This window comes from Microcoleus sp. B5-D4, from assembly GCF_036705145.1.
Classification (GTDB): domain Bacteria; phylum Cyanobacteriota; class Cyanobacteriia; order Cyanobacteriales; family Microcoleaceae; genus Microcoleus.
The window spans coordinates 115,304-137,596 of sequence record NZ_JAUBTV010000007.1; the positions used below are offsets into that span (position 1 = coordinate 115,304).

The window sequence follows — 22,293 nt, forward strand, 5'->3', positions numbered from 1 at the left end:
ACCAATCTCAAGAACGGGCTCTCCGGCCCGTTCCACAAGAGATAAATTTTCTTGTGGAACAGGCATCTTGCCTGTTCATAAAATCCTAATTGAGAATGGTGCAATATCTAAGCTAAAACTCACATCTTACACCAATCTCAAGAACGGGCTCTCCGGCCCGTTCCACAAAGAGTAGATTTTCTTGTGGAACAGGCATCTTGCCTGTTCCTAAAATGCTAATTGAGAATGGTGCAAGATCTAAGTTTCAATCAACAATTCTACCGCTCCTGATCCGCTGGAAAAGCACCCGCTTTCACCGCCACAGTAACAGGTTGTCCGCCGCGGCTCAATTCAAGCTGCAGATCGCTGCCCACTGTACTTTTCTCGACAATTTGCTGTACGCTGCCAGCATCAGTTACTTCTGCACCATTGATTTTCTTGATCACATCGGCAACGCGAACTCCAGCTTGTGCCGCCGGAGAATTTTTCGCAACTCCCAAAACTAACACACCTTTATCTTCAGTCAGCCTCAATTTGGTGTTGGGATTTTGATTAAATTCTTTCTTGATTTCGGGAGTAATGCTCAACATCCGAACGCCGAGATAAGGATGTTCGGCTTTTCCTGCTGTTACTAATTGCTCGGCAATTTGTTGTGCTCGATCGATCGGAATAGCAAAACCCAATCCTTGAGCGCCTTGAATAATCGCCGTATTCATGCCGATAACTTGACCGCGCTGGTTCAGCAGCGGGCCACCAGAATTACCAGGATTGATCGCAGCGTCGGTTTGAATAAAGCTGACGCGCTTGTCAGGAACACCGACATCGGCGCTAGAACGGCCTGTAGCGCTAATAATTCCCACAGTCACAGTATTATCCAAACCGAGGGGATTGCCGATCGCGATCGCCCATTCTCCCGGCTCTAATTCTTCAGATTTGCCCAAACTCACCACAGGCAAATTGGTAGCTTCAATTTTAACAACAGCCACATCAGTAACTGTATCTACGCCTAAAACTTTGCCGACAAATTCACGGCCATCCTTCAGTTTTACCGTCACCGTATCTGCCCGGTCAACGACGTGAGCGTTAGTCAAAATGCGACCGTCGGAACCAAAAATAAAACCCGAACCAGAACCCCGTTCTACTCGATTTCCCGGTGCAATCGGAGATTCGGAACCGAAGAAGCGGCGGAATTGCTCAGGTATCTCATCTGGAACTTGGTTCGTCACGGTGCGAGAAGAATTAATCCGCACTACCGCCGGGCCGACTTCCTGCACAACTTTAGTAACAAAATTAGAGTCTTGAGAAGGCAGTATATTCGCAGGCAATGCTGAGATTGGCGCTGTAGTTGAAGGTTCAGCTTGAATGGCGTTAGAACTTCCAGGAACTCCAGAAGTTAGGGCGTTGCACCCAACAGTTGCGGTGGAGCCGAGCAAAATGAGGGATAAAAAAGCCAGTTTTTTCGGCAAAGAAGAACGGCGAGAACGCACAGTTGTAGCAGGCATATTTTTAGTTGACATAGTATTGAGTTGGTGGGAGTTAGAGGGAGAGTTATAATTAGGATTTTGCATTTTTAGCACCTACTGTAATTAAATTAGAACTAAAGGTTCTTTAATTTTAATTCAAGCATTTATGAGTTCTGCTTGACTGGTGGGGTTTACCCTACAAGCTGGGGTAGAAACCGGACAGTCGTAGGCAAATTGTTTGTGGATTCGAGCTTTTGAGTGCGATCGAACTGGGTCGGCACTGGCGAATTGCTGTCTGAGTGCGATAATATAAACTACGGTAGCCAGCTCGCATATTCCGTATTTCCCGCGAACTTTTCACAGGATTGATATCCGAAGTCATTCGATTTTAGATTTTAGATTTTAGATTTTGGATTGACCACACCGATAAATTCGGGGGCTTGAGGATTTTAGATTTTAGATTTTGGATTGATTCCACGGATAAATCACGTGGCGAGTACCATCAATAAATTCTTGGTCAAAAATAATCCTGGACTCAACAAAACCAGGTTTCTACGCAAAATCTTTGTTGGGAGCGATCGACGTTAACGTAGAAACGAAGTTTTTGACCGCGCCTGTATCCAGGAAGGATCGCAGCTAAAGCACCGGAAAGCCTCACCCTAAAGCAGGAAGTAAAAAACCTGTAATATCGTTTTCGGTTGTATCGGAATGATTTAACCGCAGAGGGCGCAGAGAACGCAGAGGGAGAGAATACAGAGAGGAATAATTCCGATGCTACCGGATTTGATATAAAGCCTCAAGCTAAAGTACCAATTAAACCTAAGTCAATCGATTTTAGATTTTAGATTTTAGATTTTAGAATTGAAGCATTGACTTGCGCGAGATAAGTTCGGGGGCTTGTATCCTGGATGCTTTCGGTCACAATAGCCTGCAAAAACTCTTTTGAAATCTAAAATTTGAACCTATGGAGGAATTTTATTGCTCCATAGGTTCAATGGAACTAACCGAATCAATTTCCCTCGACTTGTTCCTCGAACTTTCCAAAACATCAACAGTATTCTTAATAAAACCAGCCATCGGCACAGCAACTAACAAACCTGCTATTCCTGCCACCTTAACCCCCACCAGCAGCGCCACTAAAATCCACACAGGATTGAGACCTATAAAACCGCCTAATAACCGAGGAGCAACCCCGCTTTCAATTATTTGCTCAATTACTGTAGCGACAGCTAAAACTGTGACGCCGAGCCAAAAGTTGTTTAATGTGATCAGCAAACTGACAATGCAAATACTGAAAGGTGCTCCGAAGGGAATCATAGTCATTACACCGACACCCAAACCAAACAGAAGTCCGAAGGGAACTCGCATAATTAAAAAAGCAACAGTGATAGACAATCCCATCAAGCCCGCCAAAGTTGCTTGCCCGACGAAGTAGTTGTGGAAGCTTCGCGCCAGCAACTCTCGCAATTGAAGGCTATGCTTGGAGGGAAACCATTTAAACAATCCTTCCCATACGCGATCGCCGTGCAAGAGCAAGTAGAATGTCACGACTATTGTGAGGAGGAAATTCAACAGACTGTCTGCAGCACCCAAGCCAAATTTGAGAATTTCGCCAGTGAGAGACTGCAATTGAGATGAAAGTCGATCGCTCAATTGGGTAGTCAAACCGCTAACATCAATGCGGAGATTGCGATTTTCGGCCCAATTGTGGAATGCTTCAATCTGTTCTGTGCCAGAAACTATCCAAGTCGGCAGTCGGGTGGCAAGTTCAGTAATTTGGTTTAGCAGAATGGGGGCTAGAGTCAGACCTAAAACCACCAATAGCAGTAAAGTCAAAAACAATACCGACAAAACTGCTCGATCGCGCTTCAAGCCGTATCTGTGCAGAAAGCGCACTGGATAATCTAGCAAAAAAGACAGCACTGTAGCCACTACCAAAACTGTAATCAGGGCGCGAAAATATTCAAAGACTAGGAGGGCTAACCAGCAGTTGAGTACCGCTAGGGGAAATACCAGTCCGTAAGTCCACCACTGCGGCAGTTGAGTGAAACGTCTCATCTAAGTTAACCGAGTTAAAATTTGAGATGCAAGATGTGAGATTGACGCTGCTATTTGCCGTTCTCGCTTAAACATTTTAGGGTGCATTTAATTTATACCCGACTGCTGAAAATTCGCAGTAGCTCGACCCCCAGCGGAAATTGGGTTGCTGGCAGGCACTGCCTGCCACAACCATGTTATATCGTTTCCGCTGCTATGGATATATCACCTGCGAAACAAATATTTGTTGCTGTTGACCGGGCAGCAGTTTGCAGCGCACGATTCAACCTTTTTCCCCGTACCGTTCGAGAGCTAATTGAATTAAACGGTCTACTAATTCAGGGAAAGAAATGCCGTCTGCGGCCCACATTTGCGGATACATACTGGTAGCTGTAAAGCCGGGAAAAGTGTTGATTTCGTTAATCAAAACTTCTCCGGTTGATTCAATGTAGAAAAAGTCTACTCGCGCTAAACCTGCCGCGTCTATAGCCAAAAATGCTTGTACTGCCATTTCTTGGATTTGCGAGACGATCGCACCGCTGACTTTTGCCGGGATTGAGCAGTCGGCTTGTCCCTGGGTATATTTAGTTTCGTAGTCGTAGAAATCGCTTTGAAAAGTAATTTCTCCCACGGTTGAAGCTTGGGGATTATCGTTACCTAAAACTGCACATTCTAATTCTCTAGCAACCACACCCGCTTCGACAATTATCCGCCGATCGTAGCTAGCGGCGCTGTCGAGGGCTGCTTCTAACTCAGCGCGCGATCGAGCTTTAGAAATTCCCACAGACGAGCCCAAATTGGCCGGTTTCACAAAGCAAGGATAGCCCAAAGCTGCTTCAATTTTATCACAGAGTTTAGGGAAAACGCAAGGATTAGACCAGATTTCGGAACGGTTGACAGCGATGTATTTTACCTGTGGCAAACCAGCTTGAGCAAAAGCCATTTTCATGGCAATTTTATCCATTCCCAGCGCCGAACCTAAAACCCCCGAACCGACAAAAGGAACTTGCATTAATTTCAGCAACCCTTGCACCGTACCATCTTCACCGTTTGGGCCGTGCAAAACAGGGAACCAAACATCTACGGCATTAAAATTAGGAAACTGTCCAGCGGGAGAGTCGTTTTGTGCTGTTTGTTCCTCTATTTCCAGAGGTTTTCCGGTGGCTAAGACTTCTTGAGGTAATGTTCCCGACAGCCAGCGGCCGTTTTTTTGGATGTAAAAGGGCAGAACTTCGTATTTAGAGGCATTTTCGTCAGCAGCGAGGGCACGGGCGATCGCCCGCGCCGAACTAATTGAGACTTCGTGTTCGCCCGATCGCCCCCCGAACAATAGCCCGATCCGCATCATTGTCATTTTCCACTACTCCTAGGACTTTTCGACAAATATACACGCAGAGAGCGCAACTAAGGCACATACGAACCGCTTTAAGACTACTTATCTCCTCCCTTCCACTCTTCCTCTGTGTCCTCTGCGCTCTCTGCGGTAAAAAAAATTACATCTTCTTAGAAGAGTTCACCAGTAAGCCGTCCCTATCTCATTCCGGTGCTATTTAAAGCATTTCTCCCGTCAAACTAAAAGCGCGAATATCTGTAATTTTAACCCGCACAATTTTACCCGCCAATTCAGCAATATCGCCCTTAAAAAATGTGAGACGATTGCCGCGAGTTCGCCCCATCACCTGAGTTGGATCTTTGAGATTCTGGACTTCCACCAAAACCTCTTCAGTGCGTCCGAAATAGCGCTGCGATCGTTCCATCGCCGTTGTTGTCACCACATGATTGATTCGTTGCAGGCGATCGGCTTTCACCTCCTCACTCAACTGATTTTCCCACAAAGCCGCAGGCGTCCCAGGGCGAGGCGAATAAGCCGCAGTATTCACCAAATCGAAACCAACCTCTTCGATCAACTTCAAAGTCTTCTCAAACTGTGCTTCCGTCTCCCCAGGAAAACCGACAATCGCGTCCGCAGTAATCGAAGCATCCGGCATATAACGGCGAATTGTATCAATGATCCGGCGGTATTTTTCCTGAGTATAACCCCGCGACATCGCCTTCAAAATATCATTATCTCCCGACTGAAAAGGAATGTGAAAATGTTCGCAAACCTGCGGTAATTCAGCACAAGCCTTAATCAATCTTTCCGTAAAATAGCGCGGGTGGCTAGTAGCAAATCTGAGGCGATCGACACCAGGCACATCCTGCAAAAAATAAAGCAAATCCGTCAAAGTATGCTGGTTGCTGCCGTCCGGTTTTGTCCCCGGCAAATCGCGCCCGTAAGCATCAATATTTTGCCCCAACAAAGTTACTTCCTTGTAACCTTGACGGCCCAAATCCTCCATTTCCGCGCGAATAGCCTCCGGCATTCGCGACTGTTCAACCCCGCGAACATTCGGGACAACACAATAAGTGCAGCGTTCATTGCAGCCGTAAATTACATTCACCCAAGCAGTCACCTTACTATCGCGGCGCGGCTTAGTAATATCCTCCATAATTTCCACAGCTTCAGTCGCCACAACTTGATTGCCCTCAAAAACTTGTTCGAGTAAATCTTCAAGTCGGTTAGCGTGTTGCGGCCCCATTACTAAGTCTAATTCCGGCACTCTCCGCAGCAGCGCTTCACCTTCCTGCTGCGCCACGCATCCAGCTACAATTAAAGTTAAACCCGGTTCTTGGCGCTTGCGATGAGCTTGCCTTCCTAGGTTAGAATAAACTCTTTGTTCGGCATTGTCGCGAATCGTGCAAGTATTGTAGAGAATCAAGCTAGCTTCGTTCGGGTCTTCCGAGAACTCAAAGCCCATATTTTCCAGAATGCCGGCCATCCGTTCCGAGTCGGCTTTATTCATCTGGCATCCGAAAGTAGTGATGTGATAGCGGCGGGGTTTAACGGTCATGGCGAATTGCAGGCAAATAAAAAATATAGGTTTTCAACCTTAACACTTTATTATAACACTTCTGTGTTAAATGACATACGTCTGGTAATTGGGAATTTTAATAATTATAGGGTGTGCAATGCGCCCCTTATCGCTACAAATATTTTTAGATACCGACAAAATCTGCGAAGTCGGGTATCTGGCTATTCTGTTTTTTTAGTGAGATAAAAACTGTAAAATTGTTTTGGCAATACCTTGTGCCGCCAAATAAGGAACCCCATTGCCAACAGTTTTAAACATATTAGTCAACGTCATCTTGGGCGGCAGTGCAAAATCTTTTGGTAGTGACTGAATAGCCAGTGTTTCTGCAACAGAAAGCCGGCGAAGTTTGTAAGGGTGCAAGTGAACTTCGTTATTGCCGTAACAAGCTGTTGGCGAATAACGCCATCGGTGCAATCGCTTGAAAGATTTTTTTGAATCATCTCCTTCATCAACGGAAGCAAACCGCTTAATGCCTGCTTTGGGTTGAAAATAGTGTTTGGCATTGGGATGGTTGAGAACGTCATTTTTTTGGAACCAAAATTCTACCGTTAAATCTTGGGGAATGCCATCAGGACAAGGCAAGAAACCATCACCTGCAAAGGCATTTCTATCAGGCCAAGGATGAGAAAAAGTTTCTGATTTGGGATATAATATTTGACTTTGCCAAGGAAATAAACTTTCGGATAACATTTGGCTTTTTTCCTCTAGGGAAATGCCCAGATTTTTGACAAGGTTTTTTCTAAGCCCAATCAAAATAATTCTATCCCTATCTTGCGGGACACCGTATTCTATCGCATTAATTAAACGTTCGGCAAAAACGTATCCCGAATCAGCCAACTGATTTTTGAGTGCGTCGTAAAAAGCTTTATGTTTTTTGGTTCTCCACAAACCTTTGACATTTTCAAATAAAAAGAAATCTGGCTGCTGCTGACAAATCAATTCAATGTAGGAAGCTGAAAGTTGACCTTTATCTCCTTCCCCACCCCGGTTTTTGCCACCAATAGAAAAGTCAGGACAAGGCGGCCCCGCGATAAATCCTACAATATCGTGATGCTTGCGGGCATCCTGCATCAATTCCCGCAGGCGAAAAGCTGGTTCTCCCCCTACAAGTCGAGTTACATCTGCTTCCTCTCCTTCCCAATATCCGTATTCTGGCTGTGGTAAATTCAGGCACTGCCGAGAATAGCGGTATGCTTGCATGAAAGGTGGGAAAATTTCATTGACATACGCTACATTAAAGCCGATCGACTCAAAGCCCAGATCGAGCAAGCCAGAACCCGAAAAAAATGAGAAAATACAGGGGATGGGGAATTGGGAATTGGGCATGGGGAATGGGGCATGGGGAATTGGGAATTGGGAATTGGTAGAATAGCCGGGGCGGGTTTATTAGATTATGGATTTGAGGCGATTCTTGTTGGTAAAAACTGCCCCTACAGGTATAATTACAACCATTGCCCGCCTCGGAAACGCCAGTGGGGAAACAAAATCCGCATCAGTGTTTGGGATGCCAGATAAATAGCCAGCCACACTAAACTATAATGCAAAGCAAAAGCTCCCAAGTCAAAATCTTGTGCAGGTATCCCCGGTAAACCGATAACTTTGATTAAAAATAACACAAAAAGTGCTTCCCAAATCCCTGCCAGCAATTGAAACGCGCCGGGCCAATCTCGATCCCAGCGAAACTGCTGGATGTATATATATAAAGCATCCCAGCCGAGGCCAAAAATCGCTACATACCCTAAAATCCAGAAAAAGATAGAGCCTGATTGGGAGGTAATTAAACCCAGACAAAAGGGCAGCGTTACTAAAACGCCTACGGTTGCAAATAACAGTAACCGAGTTTGCCAGCGACCGAATAAGGTGGGAGTCATGCGATTTTAGATTTTAGATTTTAGATTTTAGATTGAATGGGAAGGTTGTTCGATTTTAGATTTTAGATTTTAGATTGAAGGCGAAGTTAGTTTTAATCAGTTAAATCTCACATCTTTTACCATTTTCAAGAACAGGCAAGATGCCTGTTCCACAAAGAGTGAGTTTTCTTGTGGGGAGTAGGGGTTGGGCAGGAGAGCCCGCCCGTAAAAAACCTGCCCGTAAAAAACCTATTGAAAATGGTGCAATATCTCAGTTAAATCCATTAAATTCTGTACATTGCTTGTTGCCGAACTTCCTCTTTCCAGTTAGTCGGGAGATTTATTTAAAATCCACTTCAACCACTGCACGAACGATCGCCAAACGCTCAATTTCCGTACACCCGGAACTCGGTTGGCGGCCAGACTTTCAACCGAACGCAAGGCGGCGTATTGCAAGCCCAAAAAGCTGTCTACCGGCGCGTAAGGCCCCCCCAAAGTAATCGCGCCGGCTGCATATACCCGGCCTTCTGTGTTGCTAGCAGAAGAATTCCGCAATTCGGGCACTTCAAAATCGTTGTTAACACTCAGCCGACCCAAACCGTTGAGGGGAATATTATATTGAGCTACCAAATCGTTTAACAGGGGACTGGTTTTTACCTTAGCGTCCAAACCCGTAGCATCAATAATAAAATCAGCTTCTAACTTAATTTGCCCCTTGAGTTCCTTCTCCTGAATGTACGTCACTGTGCGGTTTTGACTGTCGCGCTCGACTCGCTCGACTTCCCCGAAGGTAATTTGATACCATCCTTGACTTAAACCTTCTTTGACAATCCGCCGCCAGTCGCTGCGCTGGGCTGTGGTAGTTCCGCCCCAGTCTGTGAGCAACTGCGGTCGCAATTCGGGGGCGGCTTTTTCCAAAAGTACGCGGAGTTCCCCGCCCCAGCAAGCTTTCGGCCAGTTGAAAGGTTGAAATTCGTAGTGATTTTCGACTCTTCGCTCAGCGAGTTTAAATTTGTTACCTTGAGGTTTGGGCGATCGCATCAAATGCAATACTTGAATATTACTGTTCCGCTGTCGCGCTTCGTAAATTCGCTGCACCACCCGCGAAGCCACAATTCCCCGGCCTCTAATTAACACGCTGCCGCCGCTGGCCTCCAATTTTTCGTAAACGCCGTCGTGGCTTTCATAAGCGTTGACAACCGACTCAAAATCCTGGGTTTTTTCGCGATAAGCTTGCAAGTCCGGCAGAAATTGAATGGCGGGATAGCCGGTGGCTAAGTGTACGTATTTGGCGATTAAAAAAGCGTGGTCGCGGTGATCCGCATCCGATCGAGAATAAGCGATCGCGTACCTGCCGTCATCTGTTTTGCGAATTCCCCGCACTCTACCGTAGCGAAACATTTGATTCCACCCAATTCGATCGACTTCCCTGTCAATAGAATCAAACACATTCCCCGCGCGAGGCGTATAAGTTTCGGCAAAAGTCGGTTCAGCAAACACCTGCCACATCAACATCAGTGATACTCCCAAACGCCCTTTGAGCAATTCCTGCCAAGCTTCCCGCAAAGCATAGGGAGGCCACCCCCAAATGTTGTCTGGACAAGAGTCAGAATTCGATCTTAGGCGTTCCCGCAGCGGAATTTGAGAATTCAGGCACAGACGCAGATAGCGGGCGTAAGGCTGGTTTTCCATGCCCAAAACCGCAATTCGATCGATTTTCACGCCGCAAATTCTCAGCACATCCACCCAAATAAAGCTGCCCAAACCGCCGCCAACGGCCGCCCAATCAACTTCTGCTACAGGAAGTCCCCTAGATTCGAGCGATCGCATTGACACTTGAGAAGCTTGCAAAAATGCAATCGGCGGAAATTCTCCCCTACTACTTGTTTGAGGAAGCTGCAACATTATTGGCTGGCCCAACGCGGGGTCTGGCCCATTGGTCTGCGGGTTAAAGAAAATGTGAGAATTGACCGACGGCGTTTCTGGGGAATTAACAGCAAAAGAAATGCCGATCGCGTAGGGCCCAACTTGCAGCATATCCCCGTTTGCCAGCACGCAACGGGTTTGGCGAACGCCGTTGACAAAAGTACCGTTGCGGCTACCCGTGTCAGTAAGTAAAATACTGTTACCTTCGGTGCCTATCACTGCATGGAACCGAGAAACTTGACTGCTGCTGAGGGCAATTCGAGAAACTCGTTTCCCGTTGATAGTGGCGGGCATAGCTTCAAAAATTCGTCCCAAAGCGATGGGTAAGTCGAGTATCGGGGATCGACAATCCCCCGTAGCTGTATCTGTCCAAGTCAGTCGCAGGCGCAAGGGTTGAGAATTCATGATTATTTTTTAAACATCAGCCGTCGGCTTTGAGCTTTCTGCAAAAAAAGATTTTTGAAGTTGAGAGTGTTTAGCGGATACCGTGATTTTCCCTTTTTCTTAAATCTTGCACCATTGTCAAGAACGGGCAAGATGCCCATTCCACAATAGATGAATTTTCTTGTGGAACAGGCCGAAAAGCCTGTTCCTAAACAAGTAATTGAGAATGGTGCAACATCTCAGTTTTTCCAACTTTCACGGAGACAGCATCACACTCGCCGCCGCCGCCAAAGAAGTACCGCACCACGGACACCCCGCATTCAACTGCGCGTAAGGCGAAATTCGGCTGCATTTGGGACACTGCAAACCATATTGTGAAGGCCCCGTCGGGTGAAAGTTACCAGGTGCGGGAGGCCCCGACAGCAAAACTGTCTGGGGCGCGGCTACCTGCACCTCCGTCACCTTCAGCACCTCAATTTCCACTTGGCCTAAATGGATGTGGCTTCCCAATTTCAATTTTGCTTCGCCTTGGGCGAGAATTTTTCCATCTACCAGCGGCGGATTACTTTCGCGCAAATTCCGCACTGCATACTCCTGCAATTCCTGATTAAAAAATATTTCAACGTGCAGACCCGATACGCTGGGATGCGAAAATACTATATCGCACTTCGCCGGATCGCGCCCTAGCCTCACGGTTCCCGGATTTTTGCTCGGCTGTCCGTTTTGAATTGTCTGAGTTTGGCGCACCCCAGCTTCTGTCCATGCTAAAGTGAGCTGGTTGGTCATGATTGTATAGTTTGCTGCTCAAAAATATAAAAAAATATTAACTGATTTATTTTGAGGACGGACTTCCTCACCAAAAAACTTAATTATAATTATTGAGGCTTATTGAGGCAGGCTCGATCGCACTTCTAAAAATATTATTATGTGCAGCTAAACAAAAAAGCCCTGAGTTCGGGGCTTTTAGTGCTCGTATTGGCTTTTTTTGAGAGACTGACTCGCGCTTACCAGCTTTTCTTTCCCGCAAAATTATTGACCCCAGTGCAGCTTTGTTAAAAAATTGCCGTTAAAGATTTGCCAGCGATTGCTAAAAACTAATTGCTGTGGGGTTTTCAAATTTGCCAAGCTTTGGTGCGCTAGTTACGAATTTTGGAGGTTGGGCGATCGAACTACCTTGGTAACTTCGATCGCCCAACCTCCTCAAACGTTTACTGTCCTAGTGCTATCTCTCACGCTGCAACTGTGCAATCTTTCATTACAGGGCCAGCCTTGAAAGACTTAAGCTTCGCTCTTGCGGCTTTTCCGACCGCCTTCGCGACCAATTTGAGCCATATGTTCACGATTTCTGCTGACAGCTTCGCCACCTTTTTGACCAGCTTGTCTGGCTTCTTCAGAGGTGAATTCGTGTGCAGTTCCTTTCTCGTGTGCAGCTTTTCCGCCTTTGCTAGCAATTGCGCGCTGTTTTTCTGCATCCATAGAAGCGAATCCGCGTTTGCTTTTCTCAGCCATGACTGTCTCCTTGTTTTTTTCTGATTTTTTAGCTCGATCGCGCCTTCGCCTCCCACTGTCATGGTTACTCCCAGTCAGTGGTGAGATATCCGACGGTAAATTATGAAACCTCATCAGACGAATCTAAGCTTTTGGTTTAACTCGCAGGATGACTCTTTCATAATTTACAAATGTGAACTAAAAATAGTTCACGCCCGGGCACTATAGTTAGAGCCGACAATGTTTTAAGCTGGTTACTGTCTTTCAATCATTCTATAAACCCCCCCAACTTTTATACCTCTTTCTCAGGTATAGTCATTCTTTAGTTCGCTGGAAGGATGGAACCGAAAGCTGATTGGCAGTAGACTCAGAGGATTTTTCGACTTAACCGGGCCACCTCAAAAATTCAAAGTCCAAAGGGGGATGCTTTTTTGGTCTTTTTACTTTTTTTTTGAGGCATTCCGCGCTGGCCTGTTATCCCTATGTTAGTTGGTCTGCCGATCGAGTTGTTTCTGGTAAGCGATATTTTGGGGCGCAGCGCAGGACGTACTCGATCGCACTTATCAAGTTTACCTTATGACCTATCGAAACATACATCGGCTTTACCCCTGTTTGCGTCCTTAGCGCTGCGCCTACCGTTGATCCCTCTAGCAGCAAGGGTTGCCAACTGCCCCGATCGAGTCCGACTTCTGAATGTTCTCCAATAAATCGATTTTTGGCAACTCCGATCGTGGGAATCCCGGTTAACACCCCCAAATGGCAGGCAAGACCGAATCTGCGGGGATGGGCTAGTCCTTGACCGTCGCACAATATCAAGTCTGGCCTCAAACTGATATTTTCTAAAGCTTCGAGAACTGCAGGCACTTCTCGAAAAGACAGGAAACCCGGAAGGTAAGGAAAAGTTGTAGGACTGCGAACCACAGCTTGCTGCTGCAATTGCAAGTCTGGAAAGCTCAGAACTGTTACAGCGGCCCGCGATACGTCGTTTGCACTGTCGTAGCCGACATCTACACCGGCGACGTACCGAACTGTGTCCAGTTGATTTTCGGTAATTACCTCTGACCGAAGCTGTTCTTGAATGGCGATCGCCTCTTCAACTGTCTGCGGCCAAGGGTGTCGCTGCAACATCTTGATTTCTCTTCAACCGTTCTCATCTAAGCTTAACTTATTTTCGGGCATTTTTAAACTCGGATTTTTATCGTTTGTAGCTATAAATTCCCAACTTGCCCAAGCAGTCTTTTTTCTACTCAGGAGGGTTGAGCAAGGCGGGCCGATGCCAATTCTACAAATAGAGTCTGTACGTCGCAGATGGAAATTCTATCTTTCCTGGCTTGCAGCAACCCGCAAAGGTTTTAGCGGGACGCACCTGCCATTTACCATTAAAATTTACCCAAAAATTAGCTGTTCAATTCTGATTTTTTCGCTTTCTAGAAAGCTTTCTTTCTCCGATCGCCCTTTTATCCATTGTCCCAGAGCGATCGAGCTATCTATTTACTTCTGCATTATCTAATAAACTCCGCTTTGTCAAGATGATTGAAACATTTATTAATCAATAATCTCACCCAGCTACAAGTGCCATTGTTCATCCCCGCTCATCGAGCTAAGAGGTTCCCAGACCCTCGCAACTATATGACTTTTATGAAAAAAAATCAATGAATTTATGAGTTGTTGCACCCTTAACATGAAGTTATAATCTTAGATAATATCGAAGAAAAAACTAACATCCAGTAAAACAACTTAGCTGAATTAACATATGAAAACCGTGCAAAGTGTTCGGTACAACCTAGCTCTCTACATCGTCGGTGGCATCGTCTTCATCATCGCCGCCTTAATTTTAAGACCTTTTGCCCTCGTCGGCCCAGGGGAACGCGGCGTTATGATGCGCTTCGGGAAAGTTCAAGACGCGATTTTAGATGAAGGCATTCACCCGATTTTCCCGATCGTCACCTCTGTAAAAACTCTCAGCGTGAGGGTACAAAAAACTGATTTGAAAGCAGATGCAGCATCCAAAGATTTGCAAAGCATTACGACAGATTTGGCAGTCAACTGGAATGTTGACCCCGCAAAAGTAAATCAAATTTACCAACAAATAGGAGACGAAGAACAAATTGTTACCAGCATTCTGAGTCCGGCTATTTCGGAAGTTCTCAAAGCAGCAACTTCTAAAAAAACCGCAGAAGAAATTATCACTAAGCGCACGGAACTCAAAACAGAAATCGACAACAGCCTTAAAAAGCGTTTGGAACCTTACGGCGTCATTGTCAGAGATGTTTCTTTAATAAATTTTGGCTTTTCTCCAGAATTTAGTAAAGCCATCGAATCCAAACAAATAGCCGAACAAGAAGCTAAACAAGCAGAATTTACTGTTCAAAAAGCAACCCAAGATGCTAAAGCTGAAATTAACCGCGCTAAAGGTAAAGCCGAAGCTCAACGCTTGCAGCGGCAAACATTAACAGCCGAAATTTTGCAGCAGCAAGCTATTGAAAAATGGAACGGCCAGTTTCCGACAGTAATGGGAGGAGGCGGAACTTTGCCATTAATTAATATTGCGCCGCCGACTTCTCAACCTGCAACTCCTGCTAAATAAGCTGCGGCAGATCGTGATTGCCTGGGCGGGGGGAGAAGGGGAGAGGGGGAGAGAGTCTGAGGGGGGAAGAATAGAGGGTTCGTCACTGCGGAAGTGAAGATGTGCTTTTTTAAATGCCGAACAGCAAGCGTATAAAATACAACTAACAACTAAGGTTGAATCTCAGATGTTGCACCATTGTCAAGAACGGGCTCTCCGGCCCGTTCCACAAAGAATGAGTTTTCTTGTGGAACAGGCAAGATGCCTGTTCCTAAACAAGTAATTGAGAATGGTGCAACATCTGAGTTAAATCCCGCTTACTTAAATACCAAGATACAATTTACGTTGCGCGAGTCCTGAAAAACGTTAGAGTAAGAAACAACTCGGAAATTGTAAAGGTTTGCTTGAAAGTTCGGCTGATGGGAGATCGGGAGAACCAGTCAATTTCTAATTTAGGTGAAGTGGGGAGTGCCGCCGATCGCCATAGTGCGTCAGAAGCCCTGTGGCTACGCGATCGAGCCTTGGCAGCTACTAGCAGTGGCATTGTCATTGCTGACGCCAAGGCACCCGATTGTCCCATAATTTATTGCAATCCGGCTTTTGAACGGATGACAGGTTACTGCGCCAGTGAAATCTTGGGGCGCAATTGCCGATTTTTGCAAGGGCCCGATACCGATCGAACTACTGTAGCTAAAATCCGCGACGCCTTGCGCCAAGGTCGAGCAATCCAGACACCAATCAAAAATTACCGCAAAGACGGCACTCCTTTTTGGAGCAAATTATCGCTATCTCCCGTGCGAGACGACAACGCTAATTTGACTCACTTTGTAGGAGTTCAGTATGATTTGTCGGAACCAATATGTGAAGTGCAGCAAGCATTGCAGCAAGCGAACGACCAACTGCAAACGATTTTGGAAGCAGTTCCGGGAACGGTATCTTGGATTAGCTCGGATTTGCGCTATTTGGGGGTTAACCAGCACTTAGCCAAACTGCATGGTTTGCCGCCGTCGGCTTTTGTCGGTCAAGATATTGGTTTTCTGGCTGCTAGCTCGGATTTTAACTCTTTTGTGGTGGAGTTTTTTGCCGACGACGCTACGGAAGCGGTTAAAGAACTCAACGTTAAGGTACAAACCGATGGGGGAGAGTCGGAGGGATACTATTTGATTGTGGCTCAAAAGTACGATGAGGGCAAAGCTGCTTGTCTGGTGGGGATTGACATTACCGAGCGCAAGCGGGCAGAAGAAGCTCTGGTGCTGACTCGCAAGGCGGTGGAAAGTTCGAGTGACGCGATCGGCATCAGCGATGCGAACGGCACTCACATCTATCAAAATCAAGCGTTTTCTCAGCTATTTGAGTGGGACACCGCAGAAGAATTTAAACTAGCCGGAGGTATATCGGCAGTTTTTGCTGACCCCGCAGTTGCCAGGGAGGTACTCGACACGATCGCCCAAGGTTATTCTTGGTTTGGTGAAATTACCAACTGCACTAAAAGCGGTGAAACTTTGCAAGTGTTGCTGCGGGCCGATGCTATTAAAGACACTACAGGGAAAATTGTCGGTCAGATTTACATGAATACCGATATTACCGATCGAAAGCGCACGGAACAAGAGCTGCGGCAAAGCGAAAAGCGCTTTCGATCGTTGATTGAAAATGCTAGAGACATTATTGTAATTCTCGACGAGAAAGGCTTTTGCCGCTATGTCTCTCCTTCCCTAGAGCGGATTTTGGGCTACCCGACGGCGGAAGTGCTCGGCAGATCTATATTTGACTTGATTCACCCTGACGAATTGCTGATAGTGGATCAAGTGTTCAAAGGTGTCATGCAAATGCCGAAAGTTAGCCTGGGAATGGCGGAATACCGAGTGCAACACAAGGATGGTTCCTGGTGCGTGTTGGAAGCGGTGGCGACTAATTTGCTCAACGAACCTTCGGTGCGGGGAATTGTGGTCAACTGTCACGACGTGACTGAGCGCAAGCTGGCTGAAGAACAATTGTTGCACGATGCTTTGCACGATGCGCTGACGGAGTTGCCCAACCGTGCTTTGTTGACTGACAGGTTGGGGCAAGCTTTTGCCCGCGCCCAACGGCATCCGAGCTATCAGTTTGCGGTGTTGTTTCTGGATTTGGACAGGTTTAAGGTGATTAATGACAGTCAGGGACACCGCACGGGCGATCGGCTGTTGGTGGCTGTGGCTCGCCGTCTCTTGACTTGTTTGCGGCCGGGCGATACGGTGGCTCGTCTGGGGGGAGATGAGTTTGTGATTTTGCTGGAAGAAATTCACGGTGTTGATGAGGCGATCGCCCAAGCAAAGGCAATTCTCAAAACGATCGAACGACCGCTGAATTTGGAAGGTAATAAAGTTTTAATTACTGCTAGCATCGGCATTGCTTTGAATACCGACAAATATCAGTGGCCGGGAGATATTTTGCGCGATGCTGATATTGCGATGTACCGGGCAAAAGCTCTCGGTAAAGCTCGCTACGAAGTTTTTACCAGTGCGATGCACGCTCGGGCTGTTGCTTTGATGCACTTGGAAAACGATTTGCGGGAGTCGGTTGAAGAACTAAATTTGAAATATTCGATAGTGGATTTCGCCTGTGGGACGGCGGCGGAAAACTCGCCGATGAGTGAAATTGATCGGAGATTGGAGCGTCCGAAGTCGCAAGTGACTACTTTAAAATTGGAATGTCCTTTTACTGTTTATTATCAGCCGATCGTTAGTTTGAAAACGGGTTCAGTTATCGGATTTGAGGCGCTGGTGCGCTGGCTGCACCCGGAACGGGGTTTAGTTTCCCCGATGGAATTTATTGCGATGGCGGAGGAAACTGGGTTAATTATGCCTTTGGGTTTGTGGGTTTTGAACGAAAGCTGCCGCCAAATTATTAAGTGGCAGAGTTTGAATTTACCTTTGGGAAATTCGCGGCTGACTGTAGCAGTAAATCTTTCCGGGAGGCAGTTTGCGGAACCGGAATCGATCGAGCAAATTAAGCAAGTTTTGCAGGAAACGGGTGTTGACACTCGCTGTTTGAAGTTGGAGATTACTGAGAGTGTGGTGATGGAAGATGGGGAAGCGGCGGCGGCGATGCTTTCGCAGTTGAGAGACTTGGGGATTGATTTGTGCATTGATGATTTCGGCACTGGTTATTCGTCTCTGAGTTATTTGCACAAGTTCCCGATTAATATTTTGAAGGTCGATCGCTCTTTTGTCAGTCGCATCGGGGAAATGGGCGAAAATTTGGAAATCGTGCGGGCGATTGTCATGCTGGCCCGCAGTTTGGGGATGGAGGTAGTGGCAGAAGGTGTCGAAACCGCTGTCCAATTGGCTCAAATGCGGGCGATCGGCTGCGAGTACGGTCAGGGGTACTTTTTCTCTAAACCTCTCGACAGTGAGGCAGCTACAGCGTTGTTGAGGCGATCGCCCAAATGGTGATCCGATCTACAATAGGAACTGTATCAAGGCAAACTCATACCAAAACCTATGTCTCAATCGATCGCCCCAGTTTTAGCAGACAAGCAAATTGATACTTCCCCAACTTTAACCTTTGAAGAATACCGAATTTATCAAGGAGAATGTGATGTAAAATATGAACTGTACAAAGGCAATTTAATTGCGGTGCCAACAGCAACAATTTTACATATCAAAATTTGCGAATATTTAGTTTACCAATTGCAGCGTTACCTGGCTGAACACAATCTCGACTTAGTAGTAAAAACTGGCTTGGGAGTGAGAACCGATGAAGATAAATCTCGGATTCCCGATGTAGTTGTCTGCTCTCAAAGTCTTTTGGAACAAGCTGCTGCTAGACCCGGTGCAGGCATCCTCGAATTTGATGAAAAACCGTTGTTAGTGGTAGAAGTGGTCAGCGAAAATCGCCGCGAAGATTACGTGATTAAACGCGGAGAGTACGAATTAGCGAATGTGCCAGAATATTGCATTGTTGACCCTAAAATGGGCAAGCAAAAACTTCGGCTTTTTGCATTGATTGAAGGTGAAGATGGTTACACGGGTACAGATTTCTTGCCTGGTGAGGAAATGGAATCGGTAGTATTTCCCAATCTGAGATTATCAGTCAATGAAATTTTAGATCCGCCATTGGTGGAAGGGTTAATTAAGGCAGAACAAGCTCAATTGCAGAAAGCTGAAAGATTGGCGGCGAAGTTACGGGAATTGGGCGTAGATCCTGATGCTGTGTAGGAAATTGGATCGAGTACGCGCGGCGAAGCTATCCCGTAGGGAATCGCCCTTGATGTATCTCAATCATCTAGCGGCAAGTCGCGCAGAAAATAAAAGCGATCGCTTTGCCAATTGTCTCCTTTAATTCGCCCCACATAATTTGTCAAAGGAGAGGAAAGCTCAACGAGAATTTCGTGCAAGTCTTTGGGTGATAACGGTCTAAGTGCATTAGACATTGAATAAGCACCACTAACAGCCTCGACACTTGCTCGTTCAAAACCACTCTTTTCCTGATACTTTTTCAAACTATGCAGAACATCAGATCGCACTTTAATTTCTTGTTCAACTTGCTCAATATATTTAGCAACTTCATCATCAGATTGTCCCGGTTTCAAGTATTCTTTAAGTTTAAATAAGTCCACCGAGTTAGGATAGTTGCTTTGAAGTTTAACCAGTTTTTCAAGCGTCTCAGGGTTCATAATTGCCATACCGTGTTTTTTTGCTGCATCCATAAGTTGAGTAGTTGGAACGCCAGGCCCAATAATCAACTTAGTTGCTTTTGCGAGTGTTTCTTTATCTTGGAGCCGTAGCGTTCCTAAATTCAGCAATTGAACTGCTGTATCATTAGGGATTTTTTTACCAGCTTTGCACTCGCCAACTAAGGGGTAAGGTTTGGAGCATAATAAATCTAAGCCGCCAGCACCACCTTTGTGAGCATAATCTATGGTAAATCCCAAAAACTCAAGGCTATCGCGCACTACAATTTCAAAGTCGGTTCCTGCTTCATAGTTGCTTTTGTTGGTATCTAGTTCTTTTGCCCGATTTCCCAAAGCTGCTATGGTATTTATCCAAGCTAAATCCGGTTTGATTGGTTTTACAGGCTTATCGCTACTCCAACCTAGAAACATTTTGATTTCTGCGTCTAGTTGTTTGGCTTTTGGATTGGTGGTAGATAAATGCACTAATGCACTTTGCAACTCTTCCAATTCTGGATGTTCGGGAGGCTCTAGTTTTTCCAGCTTTTGACGGCGTTTGGCAAAGATAGAGTCGCTCAACACTGGCGTTGAATCAGTAACAGTTAGGGATTTTGGCAAAGGTACAAAATTGCCGCTGGGATGCACTGGCATTTCCAGCGGCTGAGGTAGCAAATAAACCCGCAGGTAAGCTACAAAAATAAAAGGACGCTGCTGGAGAATTTGCTGTAAGGCCTCTGTTTTCCAGACTGTTAACCGCGACAAATCCTCTAAGGATTCCGGCTCATTCACCATTTGGCACAATTCGCACTTAGCCCAAGCTTTGATCGAAACTTTATTTGAATTTAACTGAGCAAGTGCCTTTTGAGCAACGGGTAAAAAATGCGATCGATAATATTGATCGCAAGGCAGATTACCTGAAATAATACCAGGATAAAGTGCATATTGTTCTCCCGGATTAAACATTCGCCAAACTAGGGCTGCGATAGTTCGCCCTTGGATTAAACCCGTTAAATCTGGGGCCGGCAAACGGATAGCCCTGTCAAGGTTGACTAGCGACATGAGAGTATTTGTGCCAATATGAAGTAAATAGTTTTTGCAGTGTTAATTAAACTCAGTTAGCAAATTGTCAATCGCCTCATCTGTTTCTTCTTCTTCTGATAAATCAGAAAACATAAATTCTTCTGCAGTTACAGGTTCATCTTCAATCATATCGACCGGAACCTCATAAGAGGGATCGCTAAGAATCTCTTTAATTAACGGGTTGCTAACTCCCAGCATTTTATCGGCACCTTTCTGGGCAATAAATTGGAAAATTTCCTCTTCACTCACCCTATAGTCTACTTCCCGCTTCTTATGAACAGCCCGAATAGCTATCAGCGGTCTGATTTCCTCTTCTTTCAGTGGCACAAATTCACCGCCTTTTTGTCTAATTAGCGGTTCAAGATAGGTTGTCTCTAAGTATGTACTAATTTTTTTGGTGGTGGAACGAACCAAGCAACCGCGAGTCATACCAAAGGTTTCATAGTCATTTAATCTTTTTAATCCAGCGCCCAAGGCTTTGCCACCAGCATACTGAAGCACTGCCACTCCGATACTGATATCTTTGCCGTTTTCCTTCCCAATAACCTTAAAATTGATGTAATCATTTTTGCCTCCTTTTCGCGTGACTTTCTCTGTAACTTGTTGAACGCTTACCCTTTCCACTATTTGGCCAATCAAGGTCTGGAAGCCGAATAAAAGAGCATCAGCAAGCAGGTAGGTCTGTTCTAAATAATCTCCAAGGTCTTCATCTAACTCTTTGGTAAAAGCAATTTCAACGGGATCTAAAAGTTCTTTTTCCTTTGACTCTTCCCTCTCAGTCAGAATAGGAGGATGACAGTTATCTTGACACCATTTCAAAACCTGTCGGATAGTTTCTCTTCCCTCACCAATCTCGCTGAGTTGGCTTTCTGTAAATGGATACACAGGAGTAGGAGGAACTAAATTTCGCAGTTCGTAATACTTTTTTAACCAACAACCAACTAAATCAATAATAGATTCCCGATTCATGTACTTTAAGTCAATTGGATTTCCATGAGTCGAAACCTTATTGTACACCCCACCGGGTAGCTGCTTAATTTTATTGCTCCATGAATCGGGCATCATGACGCTCAGAATCACACCCCGACTGAGATTTTGCAATAAATCTTTTATGAGTCCAGCAACGATTTGGCTGATATGCAAACCGCTAATATCATCGTATGCCTCACTCGCGTCTAACTCATCAAAACAAATGACAAGCTGGTTATACTCGCTAATCAAATCTAACATTTGCAAAACTGCATCAAAAGATTGTCGCTGGCTGGGTAATTCCAGTTCATTGGATTTGTAGTTAGCTAATTCTTGACCTTCTAACCATTTTATTGCATAAAGTGATTCCTCATCTGATAGGGTCCAAAATATTGCTTTGACAATATCAGGGTCGCTAACTTTTTTAGCTTTTATAAATGCTTTTGTCAGATCTTTTACCCATTTATTGACTTGTTTTGAACTACCTTTTTCAAATTTTTTTACTAGCTCTTGAGAAGAAAAAACTTTAGCCTCTGCTTTAGCAGCTTTTAAGCCATGATTAACCATTGCTGTAGCTAGTTCTTGCCACTGTGTCACGCCTTGCCAGCCAATCTTTCCCAAACTTTCAGCTAAAATTCGCTGAAATTCTTGCTTGATTAGTCGCAGATCGCCATATTTGTTGGCGTACACAAACAATCCTCCGCCTTGAGATTGCAATCGATGGCGAATGCGACTAATAATGTGGGTTTTACCTGTTCCGTCTTGAGCTGTTATAGCAATAGAAGTTGTTGAGTATTGACGTTTATGAATGCACTCTAATGCTTGAAATACTGCATCAGAAGCATGGGAATTTATAGATTCAACATCAAAGAATTCTTTGCCCCAAACATCACCAGCATTAAGATAAGGATGTTTAGCAAATGGGTTTAGATCGAGGAGAGCAGCATGAATTTCTTCAAGTGAGGAAACAGGAGAGTTAGTCATGGTA

General features: G+C 45.5%; 16 protein-coding genes. 3 read left to right on the forward strand and 13 right to left on the reverse strand.

Going from position 1 to position 22,293, the window contains the following annotated elements; all coding sequences use genetic code 11:
- Window positions 1-257: 257 nt before the first annotated feature.
- The 11 genes from QUB10_RS05370 to nfi all read right to left on the reverse strand — a co-directional run bounded on the left by QUB10_RS05370 (window position 258) and on the right by nfi (window position 13,167).
- Window positions 258-1,547, reverse strand: a complete 1,290-nt coding sequence (locus tag QUB10_RS05370; protein WP_333200227.1) for an HhoA/HhoB/HtrA family serine endopeptidase — start codon at window positions 1,545-1,547, stop codon at window positions 258-260.
- A 91-nt stretch (window positions 1,548-1,638) separates the two neighbouring features.
- The gene (locus QUB10_RS05375; RefSeq protein ID WP_333200229.1) at window positions 1,639-1,824 is read right to left on the reverse strand and encodes a hypothetical protein; all 186 of its coding nucleotides are present in this window, start codon (window positions 1,822-1,824) and stop codon (window positions 1,639-1,641) included.
- A 593-nt stretch (window positions 1,825-2,417) separates the two neighbouring features.
- The gene (locus QUB10_RS05380; RefSeq protein WP_333200231.1) at window positions 2,418-3,500 is read right to left on the reverse strand and encodes an AI-2E family transporter; all 1,083 of its coding nucleotides are present in this window, start codon (window positions 3,498-3,500) and stop codon (window positions 2,418-2,420) included.
- 262 nt (window positions 3,501-3,762) lie between these two features.
- A complete protein-coding gene (locus tag QUB10_RS05385) occupies window positions 3,763-4,833 on the reverse strand; it encodes a D-alanine--D-alanine ligase family protein (RefSeq protein WP_333200233.1) in 1,071 nt (356 codons plus the stop codon).
- A 196-nt stretch (window positions 4,834-5,029) separates the two neighbouring features.
- Complete coding sequence (gene miaB, locus QUB10_RS05390; RefSeq protein WP_333200235.1) at window positions 5,030-6,370, reverse strand: tRNA (N6-isopentenyl adenosine(37)-C2)-methylthiotransferase MiaB; 1,341 nt, start codon at window positions 6,368-6,370, stop codon at window positions 5,030-5,032.
- A 195-nt stretch (window positions 6,371-6,565) separates the two neighbouring features.
- Window positions 6,566-7,717 carry a DNA cytosine methyltransferase gene (locus QUB10_RS05395; protein ID WP_333200237.1) on the reverse strand — a complete coding sequence of 384 codons (1,152 nt, stop codon included), beginning with the start codon at window positions 7,715-7,717 and terminating at the stop codon, window positions 6,566-6,568.
- Between the two features lie 116 nt (window positions 7,718-7,833).
- Window positions 7,834-8,262 carry a hypothetical protein gene (locus tag QUB10_RS05400; protein WP_333200239.1) on the reverse strand — a complete coding sequence of 143 codons (429 nt, stop codon included), beginning with the start codon at window positions 8,260-8,262 and terminating at the stop codon, window positions 7,834-7,836.
- Between the two features lie 306 nt (window positions 8,263-8,568).
- Window positions 8,569-10,572, reverse strand: coding sequence for an FHA domain-containing protein (locus QUB10_RS05405; protein WP_333200241.1), 2,004 nt, complete (start codon window positions 10,570-10,572; stop codon window positions 8,569-8,571).
- 234 nt (window positions 10,573-10,806) lie between these two features.
- Window positions 10,807-11,337, reverse strand: coding sequence for an FHA domain-containing protein (locus QUB10_RS05410; protein ID WP_333200243.1), 531 nt, complete (start codon window positions 11,335-11,337; stop codon window positions 10,807-10,809).
- 492 nt (window positions 11,338-11,829) lie between these two features.
- Window positions 11,830-12,060 (reverse strand): KGG domain-containing protein, encoded by a 231-nt coding sequence (locus tag QUB10_RS05415; RefSeq protein WP_333083789.1) that lies wholly within the window; start codon window positions 12,058-12,060, stop codon window positions 11,830-11,832.
- Window positions 12,061-12,519: 459 nt separating this feature from the next.
- Window positions 12,520-13,167 (reverse strand): deoxyribonuclease V, encoded by a 648-nt coding sequence (nfi, locus tag QUB10_RS05420; RefSeq protein ID WP_333200245.1) that lies wholly within the window; start codon window positions 13,165-13,167, stop codon window positions 12,520-12,522.
- A gap of 625 nt (window positions 13,168-13,792) precedes the next feature.
- Here nfi and QUB10_RS05425 point away from each other — a divergent pair.
- The 3 genes from QUB10_RS05425 (at window position 13,793) to QUB10_RS05435 (ending at window position 18,801) form a co-directional block, all read left to right on the forward strand.
- Window positions 13,793-14,626 carry a prohibitin family protein gene (locus tag QUB10_RS05425; RefSeq protein WP_333200247.1) on the forward strand — a complete coding sequence of 278 codons (834 nt, stop codon included), beginning with the start codon at window positions 13,793-13,795 and terminating at the stop codon, window positions 14,624-14,626.
- 398 nt (window positions 14,627-15,024) lie between these two features.
- On the forward strand, window positions 15,025-18,036 hold the full coding sequence (locus QUB10_RS05430; RefSeq protein WP_333200285.1) for an EAL domain-containing protein: 3,012 nt from the start codon (window positions 15,025-15,027) through the stop codon (window positions 18,034-18,036).
- Window positions 18,037-18,084: 48 nt separating this feature from the next.
- Window positions 18,085-18,801: a Uma2 family endonuclease gene (locus QUB10_RS05435; RefSeq protein WP_333200250.1), complete on the forward strand. Its 717-nt coding sequence runs from the start codon at window positions 18,085-18,087 to the stop codon at window positions 18,799-18,801.
- A 59-nt stretch (window positions 18,802-18,860) separates the two neighbouring features.
- Here the strand turns inward: QUB10_RS05435 and QUB10_RS05440 are convergent, their stop codons facing one another.
- Both QUB10_RS05440 and QUB10_RS05445 read right to left on the reverse strand, forming a co-directional pair.
- A complete protein-coding gene (locus QUB10_RS05440; protein ID WP_333200252.1) occupies window positions 18,861-20,315 on the reverse strand; it encodes a DUF1802 family protein in 1,455 nt (484 codons plus the stop codon).
- A 42-nt stretch (window positions 20,316-20,357) separates the two neighbouring features.
- A complete protein-coding gene (locus tag QUB10_RS05445) occupies window positions 20,358-22,289 on the reverse strand; it encodes an ATP-binding protein (protein WP_333200254.1) in 1,932 nt (643 codons plus the stop codon).
- Between the last annotated feature and the right edge of the window lie 4 nt (window positions 22,290-22,293).